General features: G+C 55.3%; 20 protein-coding genes. 12 read left to right on the top strand and 8 right to left on the bottom strand.

Going from position 1 to position 22,199, the window contains the following annotated elements; all coding sequences use genetic code 11:
• Positions 1 to 17 precede the first annotated feature (17 nt).
• Together JK621_RS22395 and JK621_RS22390 are read right to left on the bottom strand one after the other, a co-directional pair.
• On the bottom strand, positions 18 to 761 hold the full coding sequence (locus tag JK621_RS22395) for a thioesterase II family protein (RefSeq protein WP_212557701.1): 744 nt from the start codon (positions 759 to 761) through the stop codon (positions 18 to 20).
• 13 nt (positions 762 to 774) lie between these two features.
• Positions 775 to 2,010, bottom strand: a complete 1,236-nt coding sequence (locus JK621_RS22390) for an MFS transporter (RefSeq protein ID WP_212557700.1) — start codon at positions 2,008 to 2,010, stop codon at positions 775 to 777.
• Between the two features lie 1,319 nt (positions 2,011 to 3,329).
• Here JK621_RS22390 and JK621_RS22385 point away from each other — a divergent pair.
• A complete protein-coding gene (locus JK621_RS22385; protein WP_062868268.1) occupies positions 3,330 to 3,755 on the top strand; it encodes a GNAT family N-acetyltransferase in 426 nt (141 codons plus the stop codon).
• Positions 3,756 to 3,901: 146 nt separating this feature from the next.
• Here JK621_RS22385 and JK621_RS22380 read toward each other — a convergent pair whose 3' ends face one another.
• A complete protein-coding gene (locus tag JK621_RS22380) occupies positions 3,902 to 5,143 on the bottom strand; it encodes an MFS transporter (RefSeq protein WP_212557699.1) in 1,242 nt (413 codons plus the stop codon).
• A gap of 94 nt (positions 5,144 to 5,237) precedes the next feature.
• Here JK621_RS22380 and JK621_RS22375 point away from each other — a divergent pair, with 94 nt between their 5' ends.
• Complete coding sequence (locus JK621_RS22375; protein ID WP_212557698.1) at positions 5,238 to 5,681, top strand: winged helix-turn-helix transcriptional regulator; 444 nt, start codon at positions 5,238 to 5,240, stop codon at positions 5,679 to 5,681.
• Positions 5,682 to 5,945: 264 nt separating this feature from the next.
• Positions 5,946 to 6,695 (top strand): 23S rRNA pseudouridine(2604) synthase RluF, encoded by a 750-nt coding sequence (gene rluF, locus JK621_RS22370; protein ID WP_212557697.1) that lies wholly within the window; start codon positions 5,946 to 5,948, stop codon positions 6,693 to 6,695.
• An 81-nt stretch (positions 6,696 to 6,776) separates the two neighbouring features.
• Here the strand turns inward: rluF and JK621_RS22365 are convergent, their stop codons facing one another.
• Positions 6,777 to 9,848 carry an autotransporter outer membrane beta-barrel domain-containing protein gene (locus tag JK621_RS22365; RefSeq protein WP_212557696.1) on the bottom strand — a complete coding sequence of 1,024 codons (3,072 nt, stop codon included), beginning with the start codon at positions 9,846 to 9,848 and terminating at the stop codon, positions 6,777 to 6,779.
• Between the two features lie 230 nt (positions 9,849 to 10,078).
• A complete protein-coding gene (locus tag JK621_RS22360) occupies positions 10,079 to 10,393 on the bottom strand; it encodes a hypothetical protein (RefSeq protein WP_212557695.1) in 315 nt (104 codons plus the stop codon).
• Positions 10,394 to 10,572: 179 nt separating this feature from the next.
• On the opposite strand from JK621_RS22360, the gene JK621_RS22355 reads away from it, so the two are divergent.
• Complete coding sequence (locus JK621_RS22355) at positions 10,573 to 11,205, top strand: response regulator transcription factor (protein ID WP_212557694.1); 633 nt, start codon at positions 10,573 to 10,575, stop codon at positions 11,203 to 11,205.
• Positions 11,202 to 12,983, top strand: a complete 1,782-nt coding sequence (locus tag JK621_RS22350) for a hybrid sensor histidine kinase/response regulator (protein ID WP_212557693.1) — start codon at positions 11,202 to 11,204, stop codon at positions 12,981 to 12,983. Before JK621_RS22355 ends, JK621_RS22350 begins: the two co-directional genes overlap by 4 nt.
• A 47-nt stretch (positions 12,984 to 13,030) precedes the next feature.
• On the opposite strand, the gene JK621_RS22345 is transcribed toward JK621_RS22350, so the two are convergent.
• Positions 13,031 to 13,864 (bottom strand): enoyl-CoA hydratase/isomerase family protein, encoded by an 834-nt coding sequence (locus JK621_RS22345; protein ID WP_212557692.1) that lies wholly within the window; start codon positions 13,862 to 13,864, stop codon positions 13,031 to 13,033.
• Positions 13,865 to 13,988: 124 nt separating this feature from the next.
• On the opposite strand from JK621_RS22345, the gene JK621_RS22340 reads away from it, so the two are divergent.
• Positions 13,989 to 14,363: a winged helix-turn-helix transcriptional regulator gene (locus JK621_RS22340; RefSeq protein ID WP_212557691.1), complete on the top strand. Its 375-nt coding sequence runs from the start codon at positions 13,989 to 13,991 to the stop codon at positions 14,361 to 14,363.
• A 155-nt stretch (positions 14,364 to 14,518) separates the two neighbouring features.
• Here the strand turns inward: JK621_RS22340 and JK621_RS22335 are convergent, their stop codons facing one another.
• Entirely contained in the window at positions 14,519 to 15,118 is a 600-nt protein-coding gene (locus JK621_RS22335) for an NADPH-dependent F420 reductase (RefSeq protein WP_212557690.1), read from the bottom strand.
• A 73-nt stretch (positions 15,119 to 15,191) separates the two neighbouring features.
• Positions 15,192 to 15,926, bottom strand: coding sequence for an SDR family NAD(P)-dependent oxidoreductase (locus JK621_RS22330; protein WP_212557689.1), 735 nt, complete (start codon positions 15,924 to 15,926; stop codon positions 15,192 to 15,194).
• Between the two features lie 230 nt (positions 15,927 to 16,156).
• Between JK621_RS22330 and JK621_RS22325 the strand changes: the two genes are divergently transcribed.
• The 6 genes from JK621_RS22325 (at position 16,157) to JK621_RS22300 (ending at position 22,126) form a co-directional block, all read left to right on the top strand.
• Positions 16,157 to 16,732 (top strand): TetR/AcrR family transcriptional regulator, encoded by a 576-nt coding sequence (locus JK621_RS22325; RefSeq protein ID WP_212557688.1) that lies wholly within the window; start codon positions 16,157 to 16,159, stop codon positions 16,730 to 16,732.
• Positions 16,733 to 17,116: 384 nt separating this feature from the next.
• Complete coding sequence (locus JK621_RS22320) at positions 17,117 to 17,590, top strand: DUF6130 family protein (protein WP_212557687.1); 474 nt, start codon at positions 17,117 to 17,119, stop codon at positions 17,588 to 17,590.
• A gap of 32 nt (positions 17,591 to 17,622) precedes the next feature.
• Positions 17,623 to 18,963, top strand: coding sequence for an epoxide hydrolase family protein (locus JK621_RS22315; protein ID WP_212557686.1), 1,341 nt, complete (start codon positions 17,623 to 17,625; stop codon positions 18,961 to 18,963).
• A gap of 14 nt (positions 18,964 to 18,977) precedes the next feature.
• Complete coding sequence (locus JK621_RS22310; RefSeq protein WP_212557685.1) at positions 18,978 to 19,973, top strand: alpha/beta fold hydrolase; 996 nt, start codon at positions 18,978 to 18,980, stop codon at positions 19,971 to 19,973.
• Positions 19,974 to 20,078: 105 nt separating this feature from the next.
• Complete coding sequence (locus tag JK621_RS22305) at positions 20,079 to 20,819, top strand: response regulator (RefSeq protein ID WP_212557684.1); 741 nt, start codon at positions 20,079 to 20,081, stop codon at positions 20,817 to 20,819.
• On the top strand, positions 20,816 to 22,126 hold the full coding sequence (locus tag JK621_RS22300) for an ATP-binding protein (RefSeq protein ID WP_212557683.1): 1,311 nt from the start codon (positions 20,816 to 20,818) through the stop codon (positions 22,124 to 22,126). The genes JK621_RS22305 and JK621_RS22300 overlap by 4 nt, the downstream gene beginning before the upstream one ends.
• The last annotated feature ends 73 nt before the right edge of the window (positions 22,127 to 22,199 follow it).

The following is a 22,199-nucleotide window of genomic DNA, read 5'->3' as shown; positions in this document are numbered from 1 at the left end:
CTCATTAATCAGAATGTTCAGAGATAATTAGCGCGCATAACCTTCGCAACATCACTTAACCAAACATCCCGATCATTATCCATCAGGAAATGGCCAGTATTATGCTCAGTCACATCAATAGATGTATGACTCATCGTCACCCAAGAATCAATATAATGTCGGGATATCACTGGATCTAAATTTCCGTAACTAATATAAATTGGCGCGTGTAGAGCTCTGGGGTGTGCTGGTTGGAAATTGTCACTAGCACATAAATCACGCCTTATTGTATCTGCAAAAATAGAGAAATATTCATCATCTGCAAATCCAGCATTACCTCTGTCACTAAGACTAGTTAAAGCATCCACTAATGCTTTATCAGACATACTTTCCCAGTCGATAATCTCTTTGCATACATAGGGTGCTCGTTGACTTGCAATAAAAACGCCATCAACAACTATGCCCTGTTTTTCGAAACGATTAGCCAGTTCGTATGCCAACAGTGCACCATAACTCACGCCGCACACATAAAGTTTTTCAGCTGAAACTGGACTGATCCTCGCATAAATATCATCAATAACAGATTCGACGCTGTTCATTGCCCGTTCAGGAAAACGCTCTTCCCGGCCCGCAATAACCGGGGCATAAACATTGGCGTATTTCCCAACCTCACTCCCCCAGCGATGGTAGCGCCCTGTTCCACCTCCAGCATGCGGAAAGCAGATTAGGTTATGCCGATTTTCAGGCGAGTAATGGCACTCACGAATAAACTGAGTTTTCATAATTATCACCTATTTACTTATGAAATAAAGACTCTGGCTTTGACCCTTTCAGTGCCAGTATGAAGGCAATCACCGCAAGACATGCTACCGACCCCATCAAGATATGCGGCGATCCATCATTCACTTCTGCAGCAAACTGCGTCGCAATACTGGCCAAAATCATGCTAATAAACATGCAAAGTCCGGCTGCTGTGCCCGCTAATTCACGGTTAGCGCCAATTGCGCTGGTCTGCGCAACAGGTGCCGTTACACCGAAAAAGAAGCAAAATAGCATCGCAGGAATAACAAGCACATAAAGTGAAAGAGGCGAAATCAGTGTGAGAACCAAACCCGAAAAGCTAAATATAGCGCCAAGTAGACTGCCCCATTTCAGGCGCTGCACCAGCAGAACAGAGTCTGGCAAACGGCCCGACAGAAGATTGCCAGCGATGACGCTGAGCGAGCAAATCAACAGCACAATACTGGATTCCGCTGCAGTAAAGCCAAATGTTGTCGTCAACACAATGGGTGAGGTAGCCAGTATTATCATAAATGCAGACTGGGACAGTCCAAACTGGAATACATTTCCTGAGAAAACATGATTGCTAATTAATTGTTTATAGGCTTGCAGTAAGCTGAATCTAGCATTATTTTCGGTGGTATTTTTGACAGCAGGTACCATAAGCACTACGCAAACCAGTGCGACACAGGCAAATAAACCGATAAAGGTAAAATTAGATCGCCATCCGTAGTTATCCGTCAACACCCCCCCCAATGGCACTCCAATTAGAGGGGCTGTCATCATGGCAGCAACTAGACGTGACATTATTTTAGCTGCTTTCTCTCCTTGATATAAACGCATAATCATTGCACGTGCTGCAACGACACCTGCAGCCCCACCCGCTGGTTGAATAACTCTGCCTAATATAACCATTTCGATATTATGCGAAAAATACCCAATAATGCTCCCAACAATCAGCACAAACATGCCAATAATCAGTAGTTTTTTATTTTCAAATCTGTCAGCCATTCTTCCGTAAAAGAGCGAAAAAAATGCAAAACTCAACATTGATAGCGAAATTGTCAGATTTGCCACTCCTGGCGTGGACGATAAATCTTTAATAATATTAGGTACAGAAGGCAAAAAAATCTGAAATGAAGCCGGCCCTAAAGCAGAAAGTAATACCAGCGTAAAAATAGCAGTTCGTTCTTTGTATCTGCTCGTTTGATCCTTCACCATTCCAGGTTCAACCTTAGAATTATCACTCATGAACGCTCCCTATGTTGCTATTACAGCCGTCATGTAAATAAGATTCAGCCAATCTTCAGTTTTTGTAAGTTTGATTAGTAAATCTGTATTGATAGACCTTGTCAATCACATGGCATTAACTTTCCACCCACCTTTTTAACTTACAAAAAGTAACAAACGGCACGGAACCCATAAAAAATGCGGCCTGCGAAGGAAACGGTTGCAGTTTCTTGCTTAAAAATAAGAAAGAATAAATAACTTACAACAAATAAAAATAAAAAATATAAAACAAATTAAATTAAAAAATACAGAATTTAACACCAAATAAATTAATAAAAACAGCAATTTAATCCGTACTATTTTTTCCAATTAAAGCTATGCCGCAACAATCTTATTCAAATTAAATGATTAAAAACGCATAAGTTGCATTTTATATTTGATGGAAAATGTTAGATTTAGCTCTAACTCCGCCAAACACATATCTTTAATTGACTATACTTATCAACAATAAAAATACAACCAACTATAAGAAAAACAATTAACAGCACAAACAACTAATCAGGTAATTGGAGTACAAGTTTAGTAATACCGAATAATCTGTAAAAGTGTCGATTAAATGGACTAGGATAATTCACATTTTCTAATGATTTTGAGTAGAGAGTATTTGACATTAGGAATATCAATGATTTGACCAATTTCACGTTAACGCCATAAGTTTTCGGTCAGGTAATTCTGTTGGATTATTTTTTACTAGCTTGAGAGGGGAATAACTATTTATCGGAATTGAGACGCAGAACATTTAGGAATTTGATAGCCTGAGTAGATAACTGAACGTAACGCTCTCCCCCAGTATTGGTTTCTCGCAGATGGATGGCACCACCAATATCATCCCAAGCCATGCTGCAGACCCCACCTGTTCGACAGCCAGTCCAGATCATCAACTGCAGCACATGTTTGATCGTTGGCCTATAAGCAAGACTTGGTAACTATTATAAAAATTGCGCCAATTCCTTCCCAAGGAGAATTCTCATTTCACACTTACTGCTCGATCTGGCGGAGGTTAAATGTCACCTGTAACGCAGAGTTTGACCCATGGAATCTGTGTACCCAGCCTCAGGCTCCAGAATTGCTCATCGAATGGCTTAAAATCGCTCTGGGTATGCAGAATAGTACATGATATCTGAAACAGCCATTTCTATCGAGGAGAGCATAATCCAGATCAGGTAATACGGGTACAATCTCAGCCCCTTGGGGCATCCCGAGTCAAGGAGGCCATTATTGGGGTTGCCGCCGGCGAGGTCAATTGCGCTATAGTGTCAAAAAAATAAAAAGGAGCTGCCATGCAAACAAGACCCTACCGAGAAGCCGATCGTCCGTTCCTGCGCACCCTTTATCTGGCTGCGCGCAAGGCGGCGTTCACGTGGCGCGATACCGAAGATTACCGGCTGGAGGATTTCGACCGCTCGACGCTGGGCGAGGATATCTGGGTGGCGGAAGATCAGGGAAAACTGCTGGGGTTCGTGTCGATTTATCGCCAGGATAACTTTATTCACAACCTGTATGTCGATCCTCACTTGCCGCCACGCGGCGTCGGCACGGCCCTGCTGCACGCGGCGGAGCGAACCTTTACCGCGACAGGTTCGTTGAAATGCCTGGTGAAAAACGAGAAGGCGCTGGCGTTTTACCATAAGCATGGCTGGCAAAAGATAACCACCGGCAACGACGGCGGAGAAGAATACTACCTGCTGCACTCGCCTAAAAAATAGCGTCATCCGCTGTAAGCCAAACAAGAAAAGGCCTGACATCGTCAGGCCTCTAAAACGGCTCAGGCTACAAACCTCAGGTTACCCTTGCAAAACGATATCCTGCATCGCCGGGATAGTTGCTGTGCGACGCACTGATTTCCCTACGGTTATTGTTCTACCGCCGCGCCTGAGGCCGGCATGCCACGCAGCGTCAGCCACCAGAACAGCAAGGCGACCAGGCTAACGCCAGCCCCCAGCCCACACACGCCGGGCCAACCCGCCACGGCGTATACGTGGGTGCCGGCAAAGGCGCCCAGCCCGCTGCCCACCGCGTAAAACAGCATATAACAACCCACCAACCGGCTGTGGGCCTGCGGGTGCGCGCTAAAAATCATGCTCTGGTTCAGCACGTGAATCGCCTGCCCGGCCAGATCGAGCAGCACGATACCGGCCACCAGCCACGCCAGACCGTGCCCCAGCATGCCAAGCGGCAACCAGGCCAGCACCAGCAACAGCAGGCAGACACCGCTCGCCACTTGCCCTAACCCACGATCCGCCAGATGCCCGGCGCGCACCGCCGCCAGAGCGCCAACCGCCCCGACCAAACCGAAGGCGCCAATCACCGAATGTGAAAAATTGAACGGCGCCTGGCTGAGCGGCAGCACCAGCGCGCTCCAGAAGATGCTGAACGCGCCAAACATCAGCAGTGCCAGCATGCCGCGAATTTGCAGCGTGCGATCGCGCAGCAATAAAGCCAGCATTGAGTGCAGCAAGGCCGGATAACTGAGCGTCGACGGCGGCGTGCGCAGCGTTGGCAACAGGCGCGACAACACCGGCAGCAGGATCAACGTCACCGCAGCCGAGAAAAAATAGACCGCCCGCCAGCCGCCGATATCCGCCAGTGAGCCGGACAGCGTGCGTGCCAACAACAGGCCCAGCACCACCCCGCCTTGCGCTGCGCCCACCACCCGCCCGCGCTCATGCGGCGCCGCCAGCGTGGCGGCAAAGGCGATCAATCCCTGAGTCATGGCGGTGCCAAGCAACCCCACCAGCAGCATGCCCGCCAGCAATAGCGCGCTGCTGTTCGCCCACCCCACCACGCACAGCGCGGCCATCAACAACAGTTGCTGCACCGCCAGCAGCCGGTGGCGATTAATCAAATCCCCCAGCGGCACCACCAGCAACAGAGCCAGCGCGCAACCAAGCTGGGTGGCGGTGATCACTATCCCCACCGACGCCAGGCTGATATTGAAATCATGAGCGATCGCATCCAGCAGCGGCTGAGCGTAATACACGTTAGCCACGCTAAAAGCGCTGGCCCCGGCCAGCAGCAGCACCAGCGAAACCGGCAGCCGGCTGAGCGCGCGGCTTTGCGGCGTACAGATCGGATCCAGCGTTTTGTCACTCATCGTTCGCCCTTAAAGTAGTTTCATTATTAAACCCAATGAACTTTACGCGTAGAGGTTTTATAATGCAACCAGATATCATGAATGGAACTGAGCCATGAAACGCAAAAGCCTGGAAGATGCACAGTGTCCGGTGGCACGTACGCTGGATGTGATCGGCGATTGGTGGTCGCTGCTGATCGTGCGCGACGCCTTTGACGGCGTACGCCGTTTCAGCGAGTTTCAAAAAGGGTTGGGGATGGCGAAGAACATTCTCTCCACCCGCCTGCGCACGCTGGTGGCGCACGGCATTTTGGAAATAGCGCCCGCTTCGGACGGCAGCGCCTATCAGGAATATATTCTTACCGACAAGGGCCGCGCGCTGTTCCCGGTGATCGTCGGCCTGCGCCAATGGGGGGAAGATCATCTGTTTGCGCAGGGCGAGGCGCACTCGCATCTGGTGGAAAGCGACAGCGGCCAACCTATCCCGCGCATGACGCCGACCGGCCACGACGGGCAGACTCTTACGCCGCTGAATACCAGAGTGGTGAAGGTGGAATAGCATCGGCGTCGCAATGGCTCCCACAGTCGGGAAAACCTATCGCGGAGGGTCATAATTGAACCTTGTACGCCTGAAATCAGAGTACCGGCATGCATAAAAGACCATAAAGGGTCAGATATGACACTTTATGGTTTCCGGCAGAACAACGTGAAGCCGTGCTCAATTACGTGGCAAGGAGAATAACCTTGCTTAAAACGACGTGAACGCGCCCCGACCTTGCAACGCCCCCTGCGTAAGGTATAGTCCGCGTTTTACGGGGAAACCATGCTGACTCAATCATCCATTCGCCTCAACAAATACATTAGCGACAGCGGCATCTGTTCCCGTCGCCATGCCGATCGTCACATCAAACTGGGCAACGTTTTTATCAACGACAGGCTGGCCGCCGTGGGCGCACAGGTATTTTCAGGGGACAGAGTGAGAGTTAACGATCGGCAGATCGCGCCGCGGGATGCGGAAGATCTGGTGCTTATCGCGCTCAATAAGCCGGTTGGTATCCTCACCAGCATGGGCAAGCACGAGCGGGATAACATCGGCGATTTCGTTAACCACGACAAACGCACCTTCCCTGTCGGCCGCCTGGATAAAAACTCTCAGGGGCTGATCTTTCTGACCAATCAGGGTGAACTGGTCAACAAGATCCTTCGCGCCGGCAATAATCACGAAAAAGAATACATAGTCACCGTCAACAAGCCGCTGACCGATGCGTTTATTCAGGGTATGGGCGCGGGTGTGCCGATATTGGGTAAAGTGACCCATCCATGCCAGGTGGAGAAAGAAGCCTCGCAGGTATTTCGCATCACGCTGGTTCAGGGGCTTAACCGCCAGATTCGCCGCATGTGCAAATACTTCGGTTATGAGGTCACCAAACTCGAGCGCGTGCGCATCATGAACGTCGAGCTCACCGGGCTGGCGCTGGGCGAGTGGCGGGATTTCACCGATGACGAGCGGATCGAATTATTTAAGCTGATAGAACACTCGTCGTCCGAAGAGCCTTGCCTTGCGGCACAATAGCGCCGAAGTCGAGATGTCGCCAGGCAACCCCCCGTTGCCCAGCGACCTCTCGATACCACAGAAACCTAACTCCTCAGCACATCAGAATGACCATTTGATGTTGGCATTGACCGCATTGACCTGAGTATCAGAACCGTATTGCCCCTGATAACCGACGGCCAGCGTGGTGGATCGCGACAGCTTCACGCTCACCCCGACATCGGCCACCATCAGGTTGTCATCAACCGCCTGCCCCTGGGTGACAAAAGCGTCACTGCCGGCAAATGCCATGCGCGATGACGTGTTTTTATCGCCGTAGGCATGCTGCCAACCTAGCGAGCCGTAAAGACTGACGTCTTTCGGCAGCTCTTTGGTACCGCGTACGCCCAATGTCGAATAGAAGGTATTCATCGTTTCATTGCGGACGCTCAGCGCGGCGGCGCCGCCCTTTTCCTGGAAGTTATCGGTGTGCAGACGGATGTAGCTCAGATTGATAAATGGCTCGACGTTCGCTTCCGGCTGACCAAAACGGTAGCTCGCTTCGGTGAACGCCAGCAGCGAGTCAGCGTCATAGTCCGCCTTGAGCCGATCGGAAAAATTACCGAAATCAACGTTGCGCTCATTCTCAAGCCGATGCCAGGTGTAACCCAGCGCACCGCGCAAGGAGAAGGCATCCTGCTGCCCTGCGGCATACAGACCCAGGTGGTAATTGTCGCTGTCGGACTTGGAGCGGCGGCTATCGATATCGTAATCGCCGCGGCTATAGCCAAAATATCCCCCAACGCGAACACTGTGGTCGGTGAGCTTACGATCGGCACCGATCAGGAAACCGCTGGTGTTGCCCTCCAGTTTCCCCACGTTGTCGTTACCGCTGTTTCTTGTCCAGGAGCCGAAGGTCTGCCCCCATACGCCGTTATTTTCAGCTTGGCCAGGCTGAACCAGCGTCATCGCCAGCGGTGGCACGGGCAACGCATCATTATCGAACGCGCGCAGCATGCGTTGATTCAGAACATTGAACAGCTGCGTGCTGCCGGCGATCAGGTTTGACTGAATGGAGGGATAGACTTCACCGGACAGTTGATTGAATGCGTCGCGGGCTTCCGGCGCGTTCAACAACAGCAAGGAATTGTATAAGGCCAATGAAGGGCCGCTCTGCGCCAACGTCGAAAGGGCGCCGGCGGTATTCCACTGGTTGCCGGTTTGCGCCACCGTTTGGAAAATACCGGGCTTGTTGCCGCCTTCGCCTGGGTTGCCACCCTCGCCCGGGTTGCCGCCTTCGCCTGGGTTACCGCCCTCGCCTGGGTTGCCGCCCTCACCCGGATTACCGCCCTCGCCTGGATTACCGCCCTCACCTGGATTACCGCCCTCGCCTGGGTTACCGCCCTCGCCTGGGTTACCGCCCTCGCCCGGATTGCCGCCTTTTTGCGCAATCGTCAGATCCACGGCATTCGCACCCTGATTGAGCGCCACGTCCAAAAATGCCGATTTTGAGATAGCCTCGGCGAACCGGCCGTCAATCCCGCCCTCCGAAGTTAAAATGCGATAGCTTTGTCCTGTCTGATAGCTGGTTTGCGGATCCAGCGCGGTAACCTGCACTTTGGCCTGCTCGCTGATGGTGGTTTTACCCGCCACGACCAGTTTGTCGCTGCTGCCGTCGCCGGCGATATCGACGTCGTAGAAAGATTCACCGAGGAAATTCAGATAGCGCTTCAGCGTGAGCGTGCCGATGTTGCCGTCGCCGGGGGAAATATGGCCGCCAGACTGGATCTCGGTCTGGCCCAAGGTGCCGTTGCCGCCCAGCGTACCGCCGGATTTGATCGACGCGGCGCTGCTGTAACCCAGGCCATTGCTGACGTCAGAACCGGCCGTGGCGTTGAGGATCAAGGTACCGCCGTTCTCGGCGCTCAGCGTCTGCACGTCGAAAGGGCTGTCTTCTGGCTGCGTATTGATATCGCCGGCGATGATGATTTTGCCGCCCCGCGCGGTCACATTCGCCTTGAGCTGGGTCAAATCGCCGCTCAGGGTCGTGCGCCCGGCGGTATTGATAACCTCGCCTTCCCCCATCATCTTGTTGCGGAAGTCGTAGTTGTCGGAAGTATGGTTAAAGTACACATAGCTGCCGAACAAGCCGCCCCGCAGGTTGACCGCCGTCTGGGCATCGATAGTGCCCGCGCCACCCGCCGCGCCTAGCGTGGGTTCGGTCAATCCGGTGCCGGTATCCATATTGCCGCGGCTGCCGATGATCAGCGCGCCTCTGTTCGAGCCGGAGCCGGTATCGCCCAACCGCAATTCGTTTGCGCCGGCGGAAAATTCGCCGCCGTCAACGACCGACAGCACGCCGTTGCCGTAATCCCCCACGCTGACATGGCTCCCGCTGGTGAAGCGCGAGCCATTGCCGGCTATATACAGCTCGGCAGTTTTCCTCGCGCCTGAGACGCCCGCCACCTCGATGCTGCCGACATTGACCGCACCGCCGTTCAACACATCAAGATCGCCGTAAAGCGTGAGCGCGCGGCCGACATGCCACTGCGAATTCGCCCCCGTAACCGTAGCTTTCGGGCTTAGCTTATCGGGCTCGCCGGGCCCGGAACCGTTGCCGATGCGCGCATCGAACGTGGTGTTCAGCACCGCGCCGTCTTCAATCGACAGCGTGGATCGGGCCCCCAGATCGGTGCCGACGCTGAGAAAATTGCTGACGACTCTGGAACCGGCGCCCGTAGCGACAAGATGGCTGTCGTAGCCGCGGTTGGCGCCGACCACGATCTCTTTCGCGCTGGCCAGCGCCCCTTCTTCAACCCGCAACGTACCCAGGCCCAGATTTAAACCGCCGCGCAGAACATATTGATCGTTGACGGCGCTCAATACGGCATTAGGCCCCCTGACCGTCACCAGGCTTTCATAAATCAGACCGTCATGACGAGTGCCGATATTGATGTTATAGGCGTTGACTTCACCGTTATCGATCAACAGGTTCCCGCCTTGATTACGACCGACGTAAACATTGCCCGCGTAACTCAACGGTTGCGTAATACGGGAGTCGCCATCAAAAATAGCGTCATCGGCGCGCGCCATATCGGCGGGCCCGATCAATATCAACGGCGCGGAAAAAAGTGCGAGGTAAATTTTGGAAAGCGGCTTTCTTACCGCTAAGTGATGCGATGTTTGATCTTTCATGTTATCTCTCCGGCTCAATTATCTTGATGCCATCAACGTTATTATTTATATGAAAAACTCAATGCGTTAGAGAATGCGCGGCGCGTTATTTGCGAGCACAGAGGGCGAGCACAGAAGGATTGTCATCGAGACGCCAGCTTATTGCCCCCCAGCGCTAATGCCCCGATGCCAAAATTAGTGGGATTGCGGATTTCTCCTGATTGCCAACTCCGGCTCGCGCCTGAGGCGAATTATTTATGCGTGACGACAGGAGTACAGCTCGGTGCGCTCAGCGAGGGCGCCGAACCTAAAATACCCGGCATCATCAGCGAGGAACAATCGAAGATACGGCCTTTCTCGGTGGTGGCGCGATAAGAAAGTTTTTGCCCGCCCAGGGCATCGGGCTGAGCGCCATTGACATTGGTCACAGTTATTTCATCCGATGATCCCAGGCCCAGCATTTTAGCCGTTTCCGCCTGCAACAAGGGTATTGCCTGATCGGTTTTCAACGTTGAACAGCCGGCTACCAGTAAAGTAACGGCTAAAGCGATAAGTGGTTTTTTCATAAATTATCCTTTGTAACCAAACAGATCCAATCGCTGAATGGTTTTATGTTTTACCTTATCCAAATCCCCGAATAATATATTTCCCTTTCTTAAGTTAAAAAACCCTCCTAAAGTAGGGAGGGTTGATAATAAAAAGTCATCGGAGCCAATCTGGTACGTTTACACGAAAGGAGATATCTTTGGAGCAGGATTATGCACTGGTTGTCGATGACCATCCGCTGGTGGCAAGCGGCATCGCCAATTACCTGAATACGCATTGTCGTTTTAAACATGCCTATGTGGTAACCAACGAAGCTGATTGTTATCGCCATATTCTGGAAAATGGCGCTCCGCGCTTAATGGTCATCGATTTTTGGTTGTCCGAGGGTACGGCGTTGAAGTTACTCAAAGAGCTAAAAAACCAGTATTCGAAGATTCGTTTTCTGGTGGTCAGCGGCGATGAGAACAATGAAATATGGCAAAAAGTGCGCGATGCCGGCGGGCAGGGTTTCGTACTTAAAAATAAACCGCCTGAATTATTCGCCGAAGCCGTTTCCGCTCTGATGGAAAATAAACAATGGTTCCCTCTAGAGCACGAAGAATGTGTAACCAACGCTCACGGCCACCTGCAAAAATTCAATTTAACTCCGCGACAAACAGACGTATTAATCATGATGATGCGCGGTTTCCCCAATAAGAGAATAGCTTCGCAGTTGTCTATTTCCGAACCCACGGTTAAAGAGCACATTAGCAACATTCTCAAGAAAATAGGCGTAAACAGCCGGGTGGAGGCCATCACCCTGCTGCATGGCAGGCAGGATCATTCGCAATGAAATTACTTCAATCATTACAAAATGATGAGATCTCCCCACACGCACAAATCCGCCTGCTGGACAATACCTTCATGCGGCTGGTCTTCAGCTTTACCGCCGTGCCCTTTGTCGGTATTCCTTTCGCCATTTGGCTCTATTTATTGGGGAAGGAACTCACGCCAATTATTGTCTGGATACTGATATATTTTCTCTGCGCATTGGCCATCAGATTATGGCATCGTCGCTATCGCCGTGATACCCAGGAAAATAATGCCGGCACAGTGATTGGCCGTTGGTTGCCGCGCATAAATAACGTCGCCTTCGTGCATGGTTTGGGGATTTCATCCTTATATTTAATCACCCCGGAAAAAAACAGCTTCGATTTTTTCCTGTTATTAAACATCAGTATCGCAGCCATCGTCGCAGCCAATGCAACCCATCTGACGCCGGTCATCAGCACCTTTACACGCTTTTTCTTCGCCTCTTGGGGCGTGCTTAATCTTGGCATTATCTGGCGATTAGACGACGTCATGCCGATCGTGTTGATGCTCAATTTGCTTTATGGCTTCGCCATTTACCGGCACGCATTAACCTCGCATGCCTTCTTTATTCAGCAAGCGCTGCTCGAAGAGAAAAGCTCGCGCCTTGCGGAACAATTTCGGCAGGCCAAAGAAGAGGCGGAACAAGCCTTGCTGGATAAAAATCAATTTTTGACTACCGCCAGCCATGATTTGCGCCAGCCGGTACACGCGATGGGCTTTCTGATCGAGGCCATAATCCATAAGAATCGCGACGCCACGCTGATCCCTCAGCTGTTGGATCTGCAACAAAGCGTGCGGTCCGTGCATCTGATGTTCAACTCCTTGCTCGACCTCAGCAAAATCGAGTCCGGCAACGTCAGTACGGCGACCACCCATGTGGACATTGGAAAGCTGCTGGATTCCGTGATTACGCTGTTTCGCGAAGAAGCCAACAGCCGGGCACTATCATTGCGCACATGGCGGCCCAAACGGCGAATTTGCGTGATGGGCGATCAATTGCTCATCAGGCAATCGCTGATCAACCTGATACAAAATGCGCTGCGCTATACGCAAGAAGGCGGCGTATTGATAGCGATCCGCCCACGGGGCGAGGAATGCCTGATCGAAGTGTGGGACACCGGCGTCGGTATCGCCGACGAAGAGAAAGGTAAAATCTTTTCCCCCTATTATCGGCCCGAACTGGCGTGGAAAATCGACAGCGCCGGCCATGGATTGGGGCTGGCGGTGGTGGCGCGCTGTGCCAAACTGATGAAGGTGAAATACGGCATGCGCTCCATCGAAGGCAAAGGATCGCGTTTCTGGATGCGCTTTGCCCTGTATGCCGGCGAAGAGCACCCGCCGGAAAGCGTTAATGCCTACGCCGCCGCCGCTGCCCCAACCCGCTATGAGTCACTGCGCGGCGCCTGCCTGGTGGTGGACGATGACCCGCTGGTGACCTCCGCCTGGTCGAGCCTGATGAGTACCTGGGGCATCACCGTGCGCTGTGCGGCTTCAGCAGAGGAAGCTTTTGCGATTATCGACGAAGGCTTCACGCCTTTCGCCGTGCTGTGCGATCAACGGCTCCGCTCCGGCGAGAGCGGCTTCGATATCTTGAAAGCGCTGTTTGAGCGCCTGCCGGACACCAGCGGCGCCATGGTCAGCGGGGAATTCAACTCGCCGGTTCTGCAAGAGGCCGAGCAGGAAGGTTATCTGGTATTGAGAAAACCGCTGGAGCCGGCGAAATTGCATGCGCTGTTGAGCCAGTGGGCGGGATGTTAGCGATCTGTCTGGAGTGACAGGGCTTCCGGCCCTGTCGCCAAAATGCCTTAAACGCCAGGCTCGCGCAGCAGGCCCTCGAGGTTGCGCTCCCCCTCTTTAGTCTGGGCGCCGGCCTTAAGCCCACCGCGAATCAGTTGCTCCGCTGCCGGGCGGGCAAACAAACCCGCCCAGGCTGCGTGCTCGCGCTGAAAGCCCGCCCGCAGGTCCGGCGCGGGCATCGCCTGCTTGGCCGCCGCGATAACCCCCGCAGGCAATGCCGCGATGTTGCGCGCCAGCCGATCGACGAACCCATCAAGCTCGGCGGCGGGCAATGCGCGATTAATCCAGCCGTAGCGCTCTGCGGTCGCCGCGTCGATAAGATCGGCGCCAAGGACCACTTCAAGCGCACGGCCGCGCGTCATGCGGCTTGTCAGATATTGGGTCGCGCCGCCGCCGGGCGTAATCCCCATCAGGGCTTCGCACTGGGCAAGCCCCGCCCGCCCTTCCGCGGCGAAGGCCATGTCGGCCGCCGCAACGAATTCTGCGCCGCCGCCGCGCGCCAGCCCGGCCAACTTAACGAGGGTGACCTGCGGTTGGCTGCGCATCAGTTCGCCAAAGGCCTGGAACGGATTAAGCCCCTCCGGCGCGTTGCGCGCCAGTTTATCGAAGGCGTGCGGCTCATCGATCAGCGTCATATCAACATGCGCAATGAAGAACTCGGGATCCGCGCTCTGGAAAACCAGCACGCGCGTGTCCGGATCGTCGCGCACGGCATGCAGTAAACGGCTAATTTCCGACATCAAAGCCACATCAAGCACGTTTACCGGCGGGTTATCGATAGCGATCGTCAATACGCCGTGCGCATGCGACAGCCTGAGCTTGCTGAAATCTGTATCTGTCATGTCAATGTCCTGTTTGCCTGGGGATAGCGGTGCTGGATTTTCGCGCCGTTTGTCGAATGGTATACTTTGCATACCTGGCGTCAATTACGCACCTTAAGCATCCCAGGGATGCTGGAGAATACCTATGGACAAGACTGACCCGATATACCGCGCAGACTGCCCGAGCCGTATCGTTCTCGATCAGATCGCCGACAAATGGTCAATGATGGTGCTGGAGGTACTGCGTGAGCCGCAGCGCTTTAACGCCATCAAGCGGCGCCTGGATGGCGTCACCCAACGCGTACTGACCCAAACGCTGCGCAAGCTGGAACGCAACGGCATGGTGAAACGCAAGGTGTTGGATGGGCGGGTGCTTGGCGTCGAGTATTCGCTGACACCGCTTGGCGAATCCTTGCAGGGGCCGTTCTCGATACTGTTCAACTGGACGCTGGGGAATATAGCGACGATTCAGGACTGCCAGCGCAGGTATGATGAGCAGAGTAACCAGATTGAAAGTTGAGGCCGGCTATTGATAAGGCATACCCTGCGATCCCTTGAAGGCAAAAATCGTATTTGGGAATGGCCCATTTTATATCTTCGGCGCCCCGTGCCGGGCGCTTTCCTTGTCGCCGCGGCCGAGCGCCGTGCCCCTACCGGTTGGAAATACCCTGTTCATCAGTCGAATTTGACCAGGTCCTTAAAGATCAGCCGACCCCATTCGTCTCCGCGTGCCTGTACCAGCAGGCCACCTTCAGAAAGCCCGCCAAGCTTGATCGGCGCAAAACCGAGATTTTCCGCGAGACCGCCAATCTCCGCAGCGGCGTCTTCGTCGTCGCTCGCCAGGAACACGACTCTCCTGCCACCCTGTACGGCCGGATCTTGGTCAAGAACGGCGGCGACCAAATGGTTGAAGCCCTTGACCAGTCTTGCACCAGAGAAGGCCTGCGCGACGAACCTGGAAGAAGGCTGTCCGCCCAGTCTCTCTGGGGAAACGCCGTAGGCATTGGTCACATCGACAATGGTCCTCCCTTGCCAGCTGGGAAGCACTTTCGCAACATCCGGGTGCGACTCGAAACGGACAGCCAGGAAAATAATGTCCGCCTTGACGGCGTCCGCCAATGTCGTGGGGATGACTTCGGCGCCGATCGCGGCCGCTTCGGACGCAAAGCTTTTCGGGTCACGCGTGGTGGCCACTGATACTTCAATGCCCTTGCGGACAAACGCCTTGGCAAGAGCCTGGCCGAGTTTGCCAAAACCGATAATTGCGTAGCTCATATATTTTCCTTGGGTTGACCGAGCCCAAACCGGCTCCGGATATCGAATGGAGCGACCGGCAGGGCACGGTGTATCAGAGTTGTGCGAGGCCGCCGTCGACGGCGACTTCGCTGGCGGTCATGAAGCTACTGTCCGATGACGCGAGAAAGGCGGCCACGGCCCCAATCTCCGCCGGTTCGGCCATGCGCAGGAGCGGAGTCATCGCGGCGAAGAGCTGCTGGCCCTCTTCGCCTAGCGCCTCCTTCGCGAGTTCGGTTGCGGTCGCGCCGGGCGACAGCACGTTTACCCGGATGCCGGTTCCCTTCAGGTCCTCCGCCCAAGTCCGTGCAAGATTGCGCACTGCCGCCTTGCTTGCGCTGTAAGCGCTCATTGCCGGGGCGCCCGTGGTGCCGGCGCTCGATCCGGTCAGGATGATCGAACCGCCCTGTCCCATCAGCGGCAGCGCCTTTTGGACCGTGAAGATCGTACCTTTCACATTGGTGTCGAAGGTTTCATCAATGTGCTCGGCGGTGATCTTGCCAAGCGGAAGCTGGCTTCCCGCCCCAGCATTAGCGAAGACGATGTCGAGGGTTCCGCGCTCGGCCTTCACCGCCGCATAGAGACGGTCGAGGTCGGCCTCATCCGAGACCGACCCCTTCACCGCACGGGCATTGGGCCCGAGGTTGGCGACAGCGGCGTCGAGCGCTTCCTGTCGGCGGCCGAAGATGAATACGAAGGCACCCTCCTCGATGAAACGCTTTGCTGCGGCGCGGCCGATGCCGGTAGCGCCCCCCGTGATGACTGCAACCTTACCTTCAAGCTTTCCCATGACTTTCTCCTTCGTTATGTCGGACAGCATGTCTGCCCCATGGCAGAAATGTGCGGTGTCTTGCCATTCACTGATTCAGGAATCCTGACTTGCGTTATTCGGATCAGTGATCCGAATATATGGATCACTGATCCGATTGTCAAGCTAGTGGGAACCGGCGGGCCTCGGTTCCCATTTCTGCAAGGGTGCTGTATCTTATGGACCACTGATCCATTTGAAAGTGGTAACCCATGCGAGCCGACGCCAGAAAAAATTACAATCACCTACTTGCAGTCGCGCGCGACGTCGTCGCCGAGCATGGTGCCGATGCGTCCATGCGGGATATCGCCCGCCGGGCCGAGGTCGGGTTGGCCACGTTGCTTCGCCATTTCCCGACGCGGGAAACCTTGTTCGAAGCGTTGTTGCGCATGAATCTGGAGGCACTGACTCAGAAGGCCGTCGAACTCGAAAAGTCGAGCCCACCTGACGAAGCGCTCGTGTCCTGGTTTCGCGAAGGGGTAGCATTCACTCATAGCTACAGCGGGGTTGTCGCCTTGATGGCAAGCGCCCACGCGGACCCGGAGTCCGCGCTTTACGCCACATGCGCAGCGGTGCACTCGGCGGGTGCGCGCTTATTGCTTCGTGCCCAGTCCGAGGGAACGGCGCGCGCCGATATGGATGGGACCGACCTGTTCGCCCTGATGTCGGCGCTCGCCTGGCTCGACGGCCAACCCGGATTCGCGCCGCGGGCCGATCATCTCTTTAGCATGATCACGAACGCCATTCTGACAAATCGGCCAGGCAACGCTGCCAATAAGGCGACGTAACAGAGTTGGTACGTTGCGCAAGATGGCACCCGCAGGCTACATAAGTATTCGTCCCGTTGACTGGAGCCCCCCTCCCTCCGAAAGCCCGCCAAGCGTTACCCGATACAAAAACAAAAAACCCGCAATTACGCGGGTTTAGTTATTTTTGGTGCCTGTCAGTGCCCGCCATTGCCAGCCGCAGGATCATGAGTGTCATACAGGCTCTGCCGACCCATCCCCATCGCACCGATCAACATGCTCGCTGAATCCTCTGTATCGCAATGTATCTGCTCCTGAACAGATTACACCCTGATGCAATAAGCCTGCTTTATGCAAACAAACCCTATACATAGCCGTGTTCTCCTATAAGCGTTGTCTTGCCATCCCTTTAAAGGAGATACCGCCATGCTACGTAAATTACTGCTGATCCCTCTGCTTATTTTTACCTCTGCAACCTGCGCTTGGTCGGAAGGCCTGACCGGGCGCAGTGCTGCCGACGTTGTCGGCCTCGCGGCCGTCGCCCCGCTCGAACACCCCCAACCGCCGGCAAAGCTGATTGTCGACGCGCCGCTGGCCGGCCCGCTGCGCAAGGGAGCCGTTTTTATTCAATACCGGGCGGAGAACCTGCGCATCGAACCGGTTTTCGGGCCTGAAGCGCTCAAGGTTACACCGCGTATCGGCCATATTCACGTCGTCCTGGATGACAATCCTTGGCACTGGGCGGATGCCAGCGGCGAGCCGGTGATTCTGGTTGGGCTGCCCGCAGGCAAACATAAAGTGACGATCATCCTTGCCGACCCTAGGCACCAACCTCTCGACAGCAAAACCGTGGAATTTACCGTGCCGCCCCATGCGGCCGCTCCGCATGCCATGCATTAAGCGACGCGCAGACATTAACGCTCAGGTGAAATATGAAAAAGTTACCTAACGATTTACCCGATGAATCACGCCGCCGTTTACTGATTGCGTCGGCCGCAGGCATAGCAGCGATGGGCCTGCTCGATAACGCGATGGCCGCGCCGAACACAGCGGCAAACATCGCCGATGACGGCAAAATTCATCCGTTTACCATCGCCATTGCGGACAGCGAACTGATCGACCTTAAGTTCCGCCTGTCGCGCACCCGCTGGCCGGATAAGGAAACCGTCGGCGACGATTCACAGGGATTGCAGCGGCAAAAACTTCGCCCCCTGGTGGAGTATTGGACAAACGGCTACAACTGGCGCAACGTGGAAAGCCGGCTGAATAGCCTGCCACAGTACCTGACTCGCATCGACGGCCTGGCCGTGCATTTCATCCACGTGCGTTCGCGCCACCGCAACGCCATGCCGCTGATGTTGACTCACGGCTGGCCGGGGTCAGTGCTGGAATTTCTGAAGGCCATTGGGCCTCTGACCGACCCTACGGCACATGGCGGCAATGCCGAAGACGCATTCGACGTGGTCATTCCCTCCATTCCCGGTTACGGCTTTTCGGAACGCCCCAAGGATACCGGCTGGCAACCGGCGCGCGTTGCCCGGATGTGGGACCGGTTGATGAAGCGCCTCGGCTATGCGGGCTACGTTTCGCAGGGCGGCGATCACGGTTCGGTCATTTCCAACGTGATGGGCCGCCAGGCGCCGGCTGGGTTGCTCGGTATCCATCTGACCATGCCCGCCACTGTCCCGGATGCGCTTATCCCTGCGATTAATGCGGGGCTGCCTTCCCCGCTGGCGTTGGCCCCTGAGGAGCAGCGCGCGTTCGATAAGCTGAGTCGCTTCTTCACCCGCAACGCGGCATATGGCGCGATGATGGTGACGCGTCCCCAAACGATTGGCTATGCGCTGAATGATTCACCGGTCGGGCTGGCGGCCTGGTCTTACGACAAGATTGCCCAATGGACAGACAGCCACGGCGAGCCGGAACGCGTACTGACGCGCGACGAAATTCTTGACGACCTCTCTCTGTATTGGCTGACCAATACTTCCGCTTCGGCGGCGCGTTTCTATTGGGAAAATAACAACAATAACTTCAGTTCCGCCGCGCAACAAACGCGGGAGGTCAAGGTTCCCGTGGCGATTTCCGTGTTCCCGGGAGAGATCTACCAGGCCCCGAAAAGCTGGTCAGAAAAGGCGTTTCCGACCTTGTTCTATTATCAGATTGCGCCGCGCGGCGGACATTTTGCCGCTTGGGAGCAGCCCGACATCTTCGCCACCGAACTGCGCAATGCCTTCCGGCCGCTGCGCGACAAACTCCGATCTCGCTCGAATTGATTAAGGAACAAAAAATGAAATATTTTATTGGAAAATCAATGCTGGCAGCGCTGGTTCTGACCACGGCCGGCAACGCTGCGGCAACCACGTCGACGGTGGATAATTATGCGGCGGCGTTTAAAGATATTCATCACATTAACGCCGGCGTGCTGAATGTCGGCTACGTCGACATTGGCCCACGCGAGGGCGAGGCGATCATCCTGCTGCACGGCTGGCCTTACGATATCAACAGTTATGCCGGCGTGGCTCCGCAATTGGCGGCAAAAGGCTATCGCGTCATCGTGCCTTACCTGCGCGGTTACGGCAGCACGCGATTTATTTCGGCCAGTACGCCGCGCAATGGCCAGCCTTCGGCGATGGCCGAAGACACGGTGGCGCTGATGAACGCATTGGGCATCAAGCAGGCCGTCTTCGCCGGTTTTGACTGGGGAGCACGCACGGCAGATATTGTGGCGGCGCTATGGCCGGAGCGGGTGAAATCGCTGGTGTCGGTCAGCGGCTATTTGATTGGCAGCCAGGAAATCGGCAAGAAACCGCTACCGCCGCAGGCTGAGCTACAGTGGTGGTATCAGTTCTATTTCGCCACCGAGCGCGGCCGCGAAGGTTATGCGAAAAATACCCATGACTTTGCAAAACTGATCTGGCAGCAGGCATCGCCAGGCTGGAAATTCAGTGACGCGACGTTCGAGCAAAGTGCCAAAGCGCTGGATAATCCCGATCACGTCGCGATCACCGTCAGCAATTATCGTTGGCGGCTGGGGTTGGAAAAGGGTGAACACAGATATGATGCTTATGAGAAAAAATTAGCTGCGCTGCCGGTAATAAGTACACCGACAATCACGATTGAAGGTGATGACAACGGCGCGCCGCACCCCGCTCCGGAAGCTTATCGGGCGAAATTCAGCGGTAAGTACGAGCACCGCACCTTTACCGGCAACATCGGACATAATCCGCCGGAAGAAGCGCCGAACGATTTTGTCAAAGCCGTGGTGGATGCCGCAGGAATGTAGGCGCGGAGGTAAAACAAAGTCTATTTTCATAGACCGGGCTGTCGCAGCCGGTCTTTTTGGGTTTGGATGACGACCCCTTCGCACATTGCCAATCAGGAGTTTCATTTGGAGCATATTGATAACATTCTCGTCGTGGATGACGACCGCGATATCCGCGAACTCGTCACCGACTACCTGATTAAGTCGGGTTATCGCGCTACCGGTGCGGCCAACGGCCGTGAAATGCGGGCCGTACTCGCGAACAGCCACATTGATCTGGTGGTGCTGGATATCATGATGCCGGGCGATGACGGCCTCACGTTGTGCCGCCAGTTGCGTAACGACACGCAACGCAATTTGCCGGTACTGATGCTCACGGCGCGCAGCGAAGATACCGATCGTATTCTCGGGCTGGAGATGGGGGCAGACGACTATCTGGTGAAGCCCTTTGTCGCCCGCGAATTGCTGGCACGGATCAAGGCGATCCTGCGCCGCACCCGCGCCCTGCCGCCTAACCTGCAAGTCACTGACGTGGGAAGAATTATTGCCTTCGGCGACTGGCAGCTGGATACTTCCGGACGCCATCTTCTGGACAACGAAGGCACCATAGTGGCCCTGAGCGGTGCCGAGTACCGGTTGCTGCGCGTGTTTCTCGATCATCCGCAGCGGGTATTGTCGCGCGATCAGTTGCTCAACCTGACGCAGGGCCGCGATGCCGAACTGTTCGAACGCTCCATCGATCTGCTGGTCAGCCGGCTGCGCCAGCGATTGCGCGAAGACGCACGCGAACCCGCCTACATCAAAACGGTGCGCAGCGAAGGTTATGTGCTCGCCGCACCGGTGATCATTAAAGAGGTTAATCCATGAGGCTGTGGCCGCGCTCCTTGCTGTCACGTCTGCTGCTGATCGTGCTGCTTGGCCTATTGCTGGCGAATGGCATGACGCTGGTCAGCCTGATGATCGAGCGGATGAGCAGTGCAAAAAGCGTGATGCTGGGTAACCTGGAGTACGACGTGGCGACCAGTGTCGCGATCCTCGATCGTCTGCCGGCCGCCGAGCGGGCACAGTGGCTACCGAAGCTGGCTCGCGGCAACTATCGTTATGCGCTTTCAGCAGGGCTGCCAGGCCCTTATCCCACCAGTTGGCGCTCGCAAGGCGCGGTACGCTCATTGCAGGAAACCCTTGGCGGCCGATATCAAATGAGCATCAGCGCCATTCCCGGCCCGCGCGAGCACATTCAGGTACACCTCACGCTGCACGACGGCACGCCCTTAACGCTCGATCTCTGGCCGCGCATGCCGGCCATCGCACGCTGGTTGCCGGCGGTGCTGTTCGGCCAGCTGCTGTTGCTGCTGGGCTGCGCCTGGCTGGCCGTGCGCCAGGTGGTGCGGCCGTTTATCCGCTTTACCCAGGCCGTAGACGCATTGAAACCGACCTCGAGCGCCACGCACACCCTGCCAGAAAGCGGGCCGGTGGAAGTCCGGCAGGCGGCACGGGCCTTTAATGCCATGCAGACGCGCATTCAGGATCATCTGAAAGAGAGAGCGCAGATCCTCGCCGCCATCTCACACGATCTGCAAACGCCGATCACCCGCATGAAACTGCGGGTGGAGATGTCGGAACAGCCGGAGTTGCGCGACAAGCTGCTGAGCGATCTGGACGAAATGAGCCGGCTGGTGCGTGAGGGAATTGCCTTTGCGCGTTCGGCGGACGTGCTGGAGGAAAAACGCCAGATCGTTAGCCTGAACGCTTTTCTCGACAGCATGGCCTGCGATTATCAGGACATCGGTAAAGCGGTCACCTTCTTGCCTTGCAGCGGCGACGATCGCTTTGCGGTGCGGCCGCAGGCGCTGCGGCGCATCATGACCAACCTGATCGACAATGCATTGAAATTTGGCAGCCATGCCGAAGTCACGCTTTCGACGCCGCAGCAGGGCCAGGTTGAACTCCACGTTCGCGACAATGGGCCGGGGATCCCGGAAAGCGAACTTCAGGCGGTATTGGCGCCTTTTTACCGCGTGGAAAACTCGCGCAATCGCCACACCGGCGGCACCGGGCTTGGGCTGGCCATTGCCTCTCAACTGGCCAGCCAGATGGCTGGCACCTTGACATTGAGCAATCTGCCGCAGGGTGGCCTTGATGCTCGCGTCACCCTGCGTGACGAAACATTGTAGCCTTTTGTATCTCAGCCGCCCCGGTATAAGGATTCTGACAAATCCGGGCGGTTTTGGACACTTCGTGAACACA

The organism is Serratia plymuthica (assembly GCF_018336935.1).
GTDB classification, from domain to species: domain Bacteria; phylum Pseudomonadota; class Gammaproteobacteria; order Enterobacterales; family Enterobacteriaceae; genus Serratia; species Serratia plymuthica_B.
This window is presented reverse-complemented; position numbering and strand designations above follow the sequence as displayed.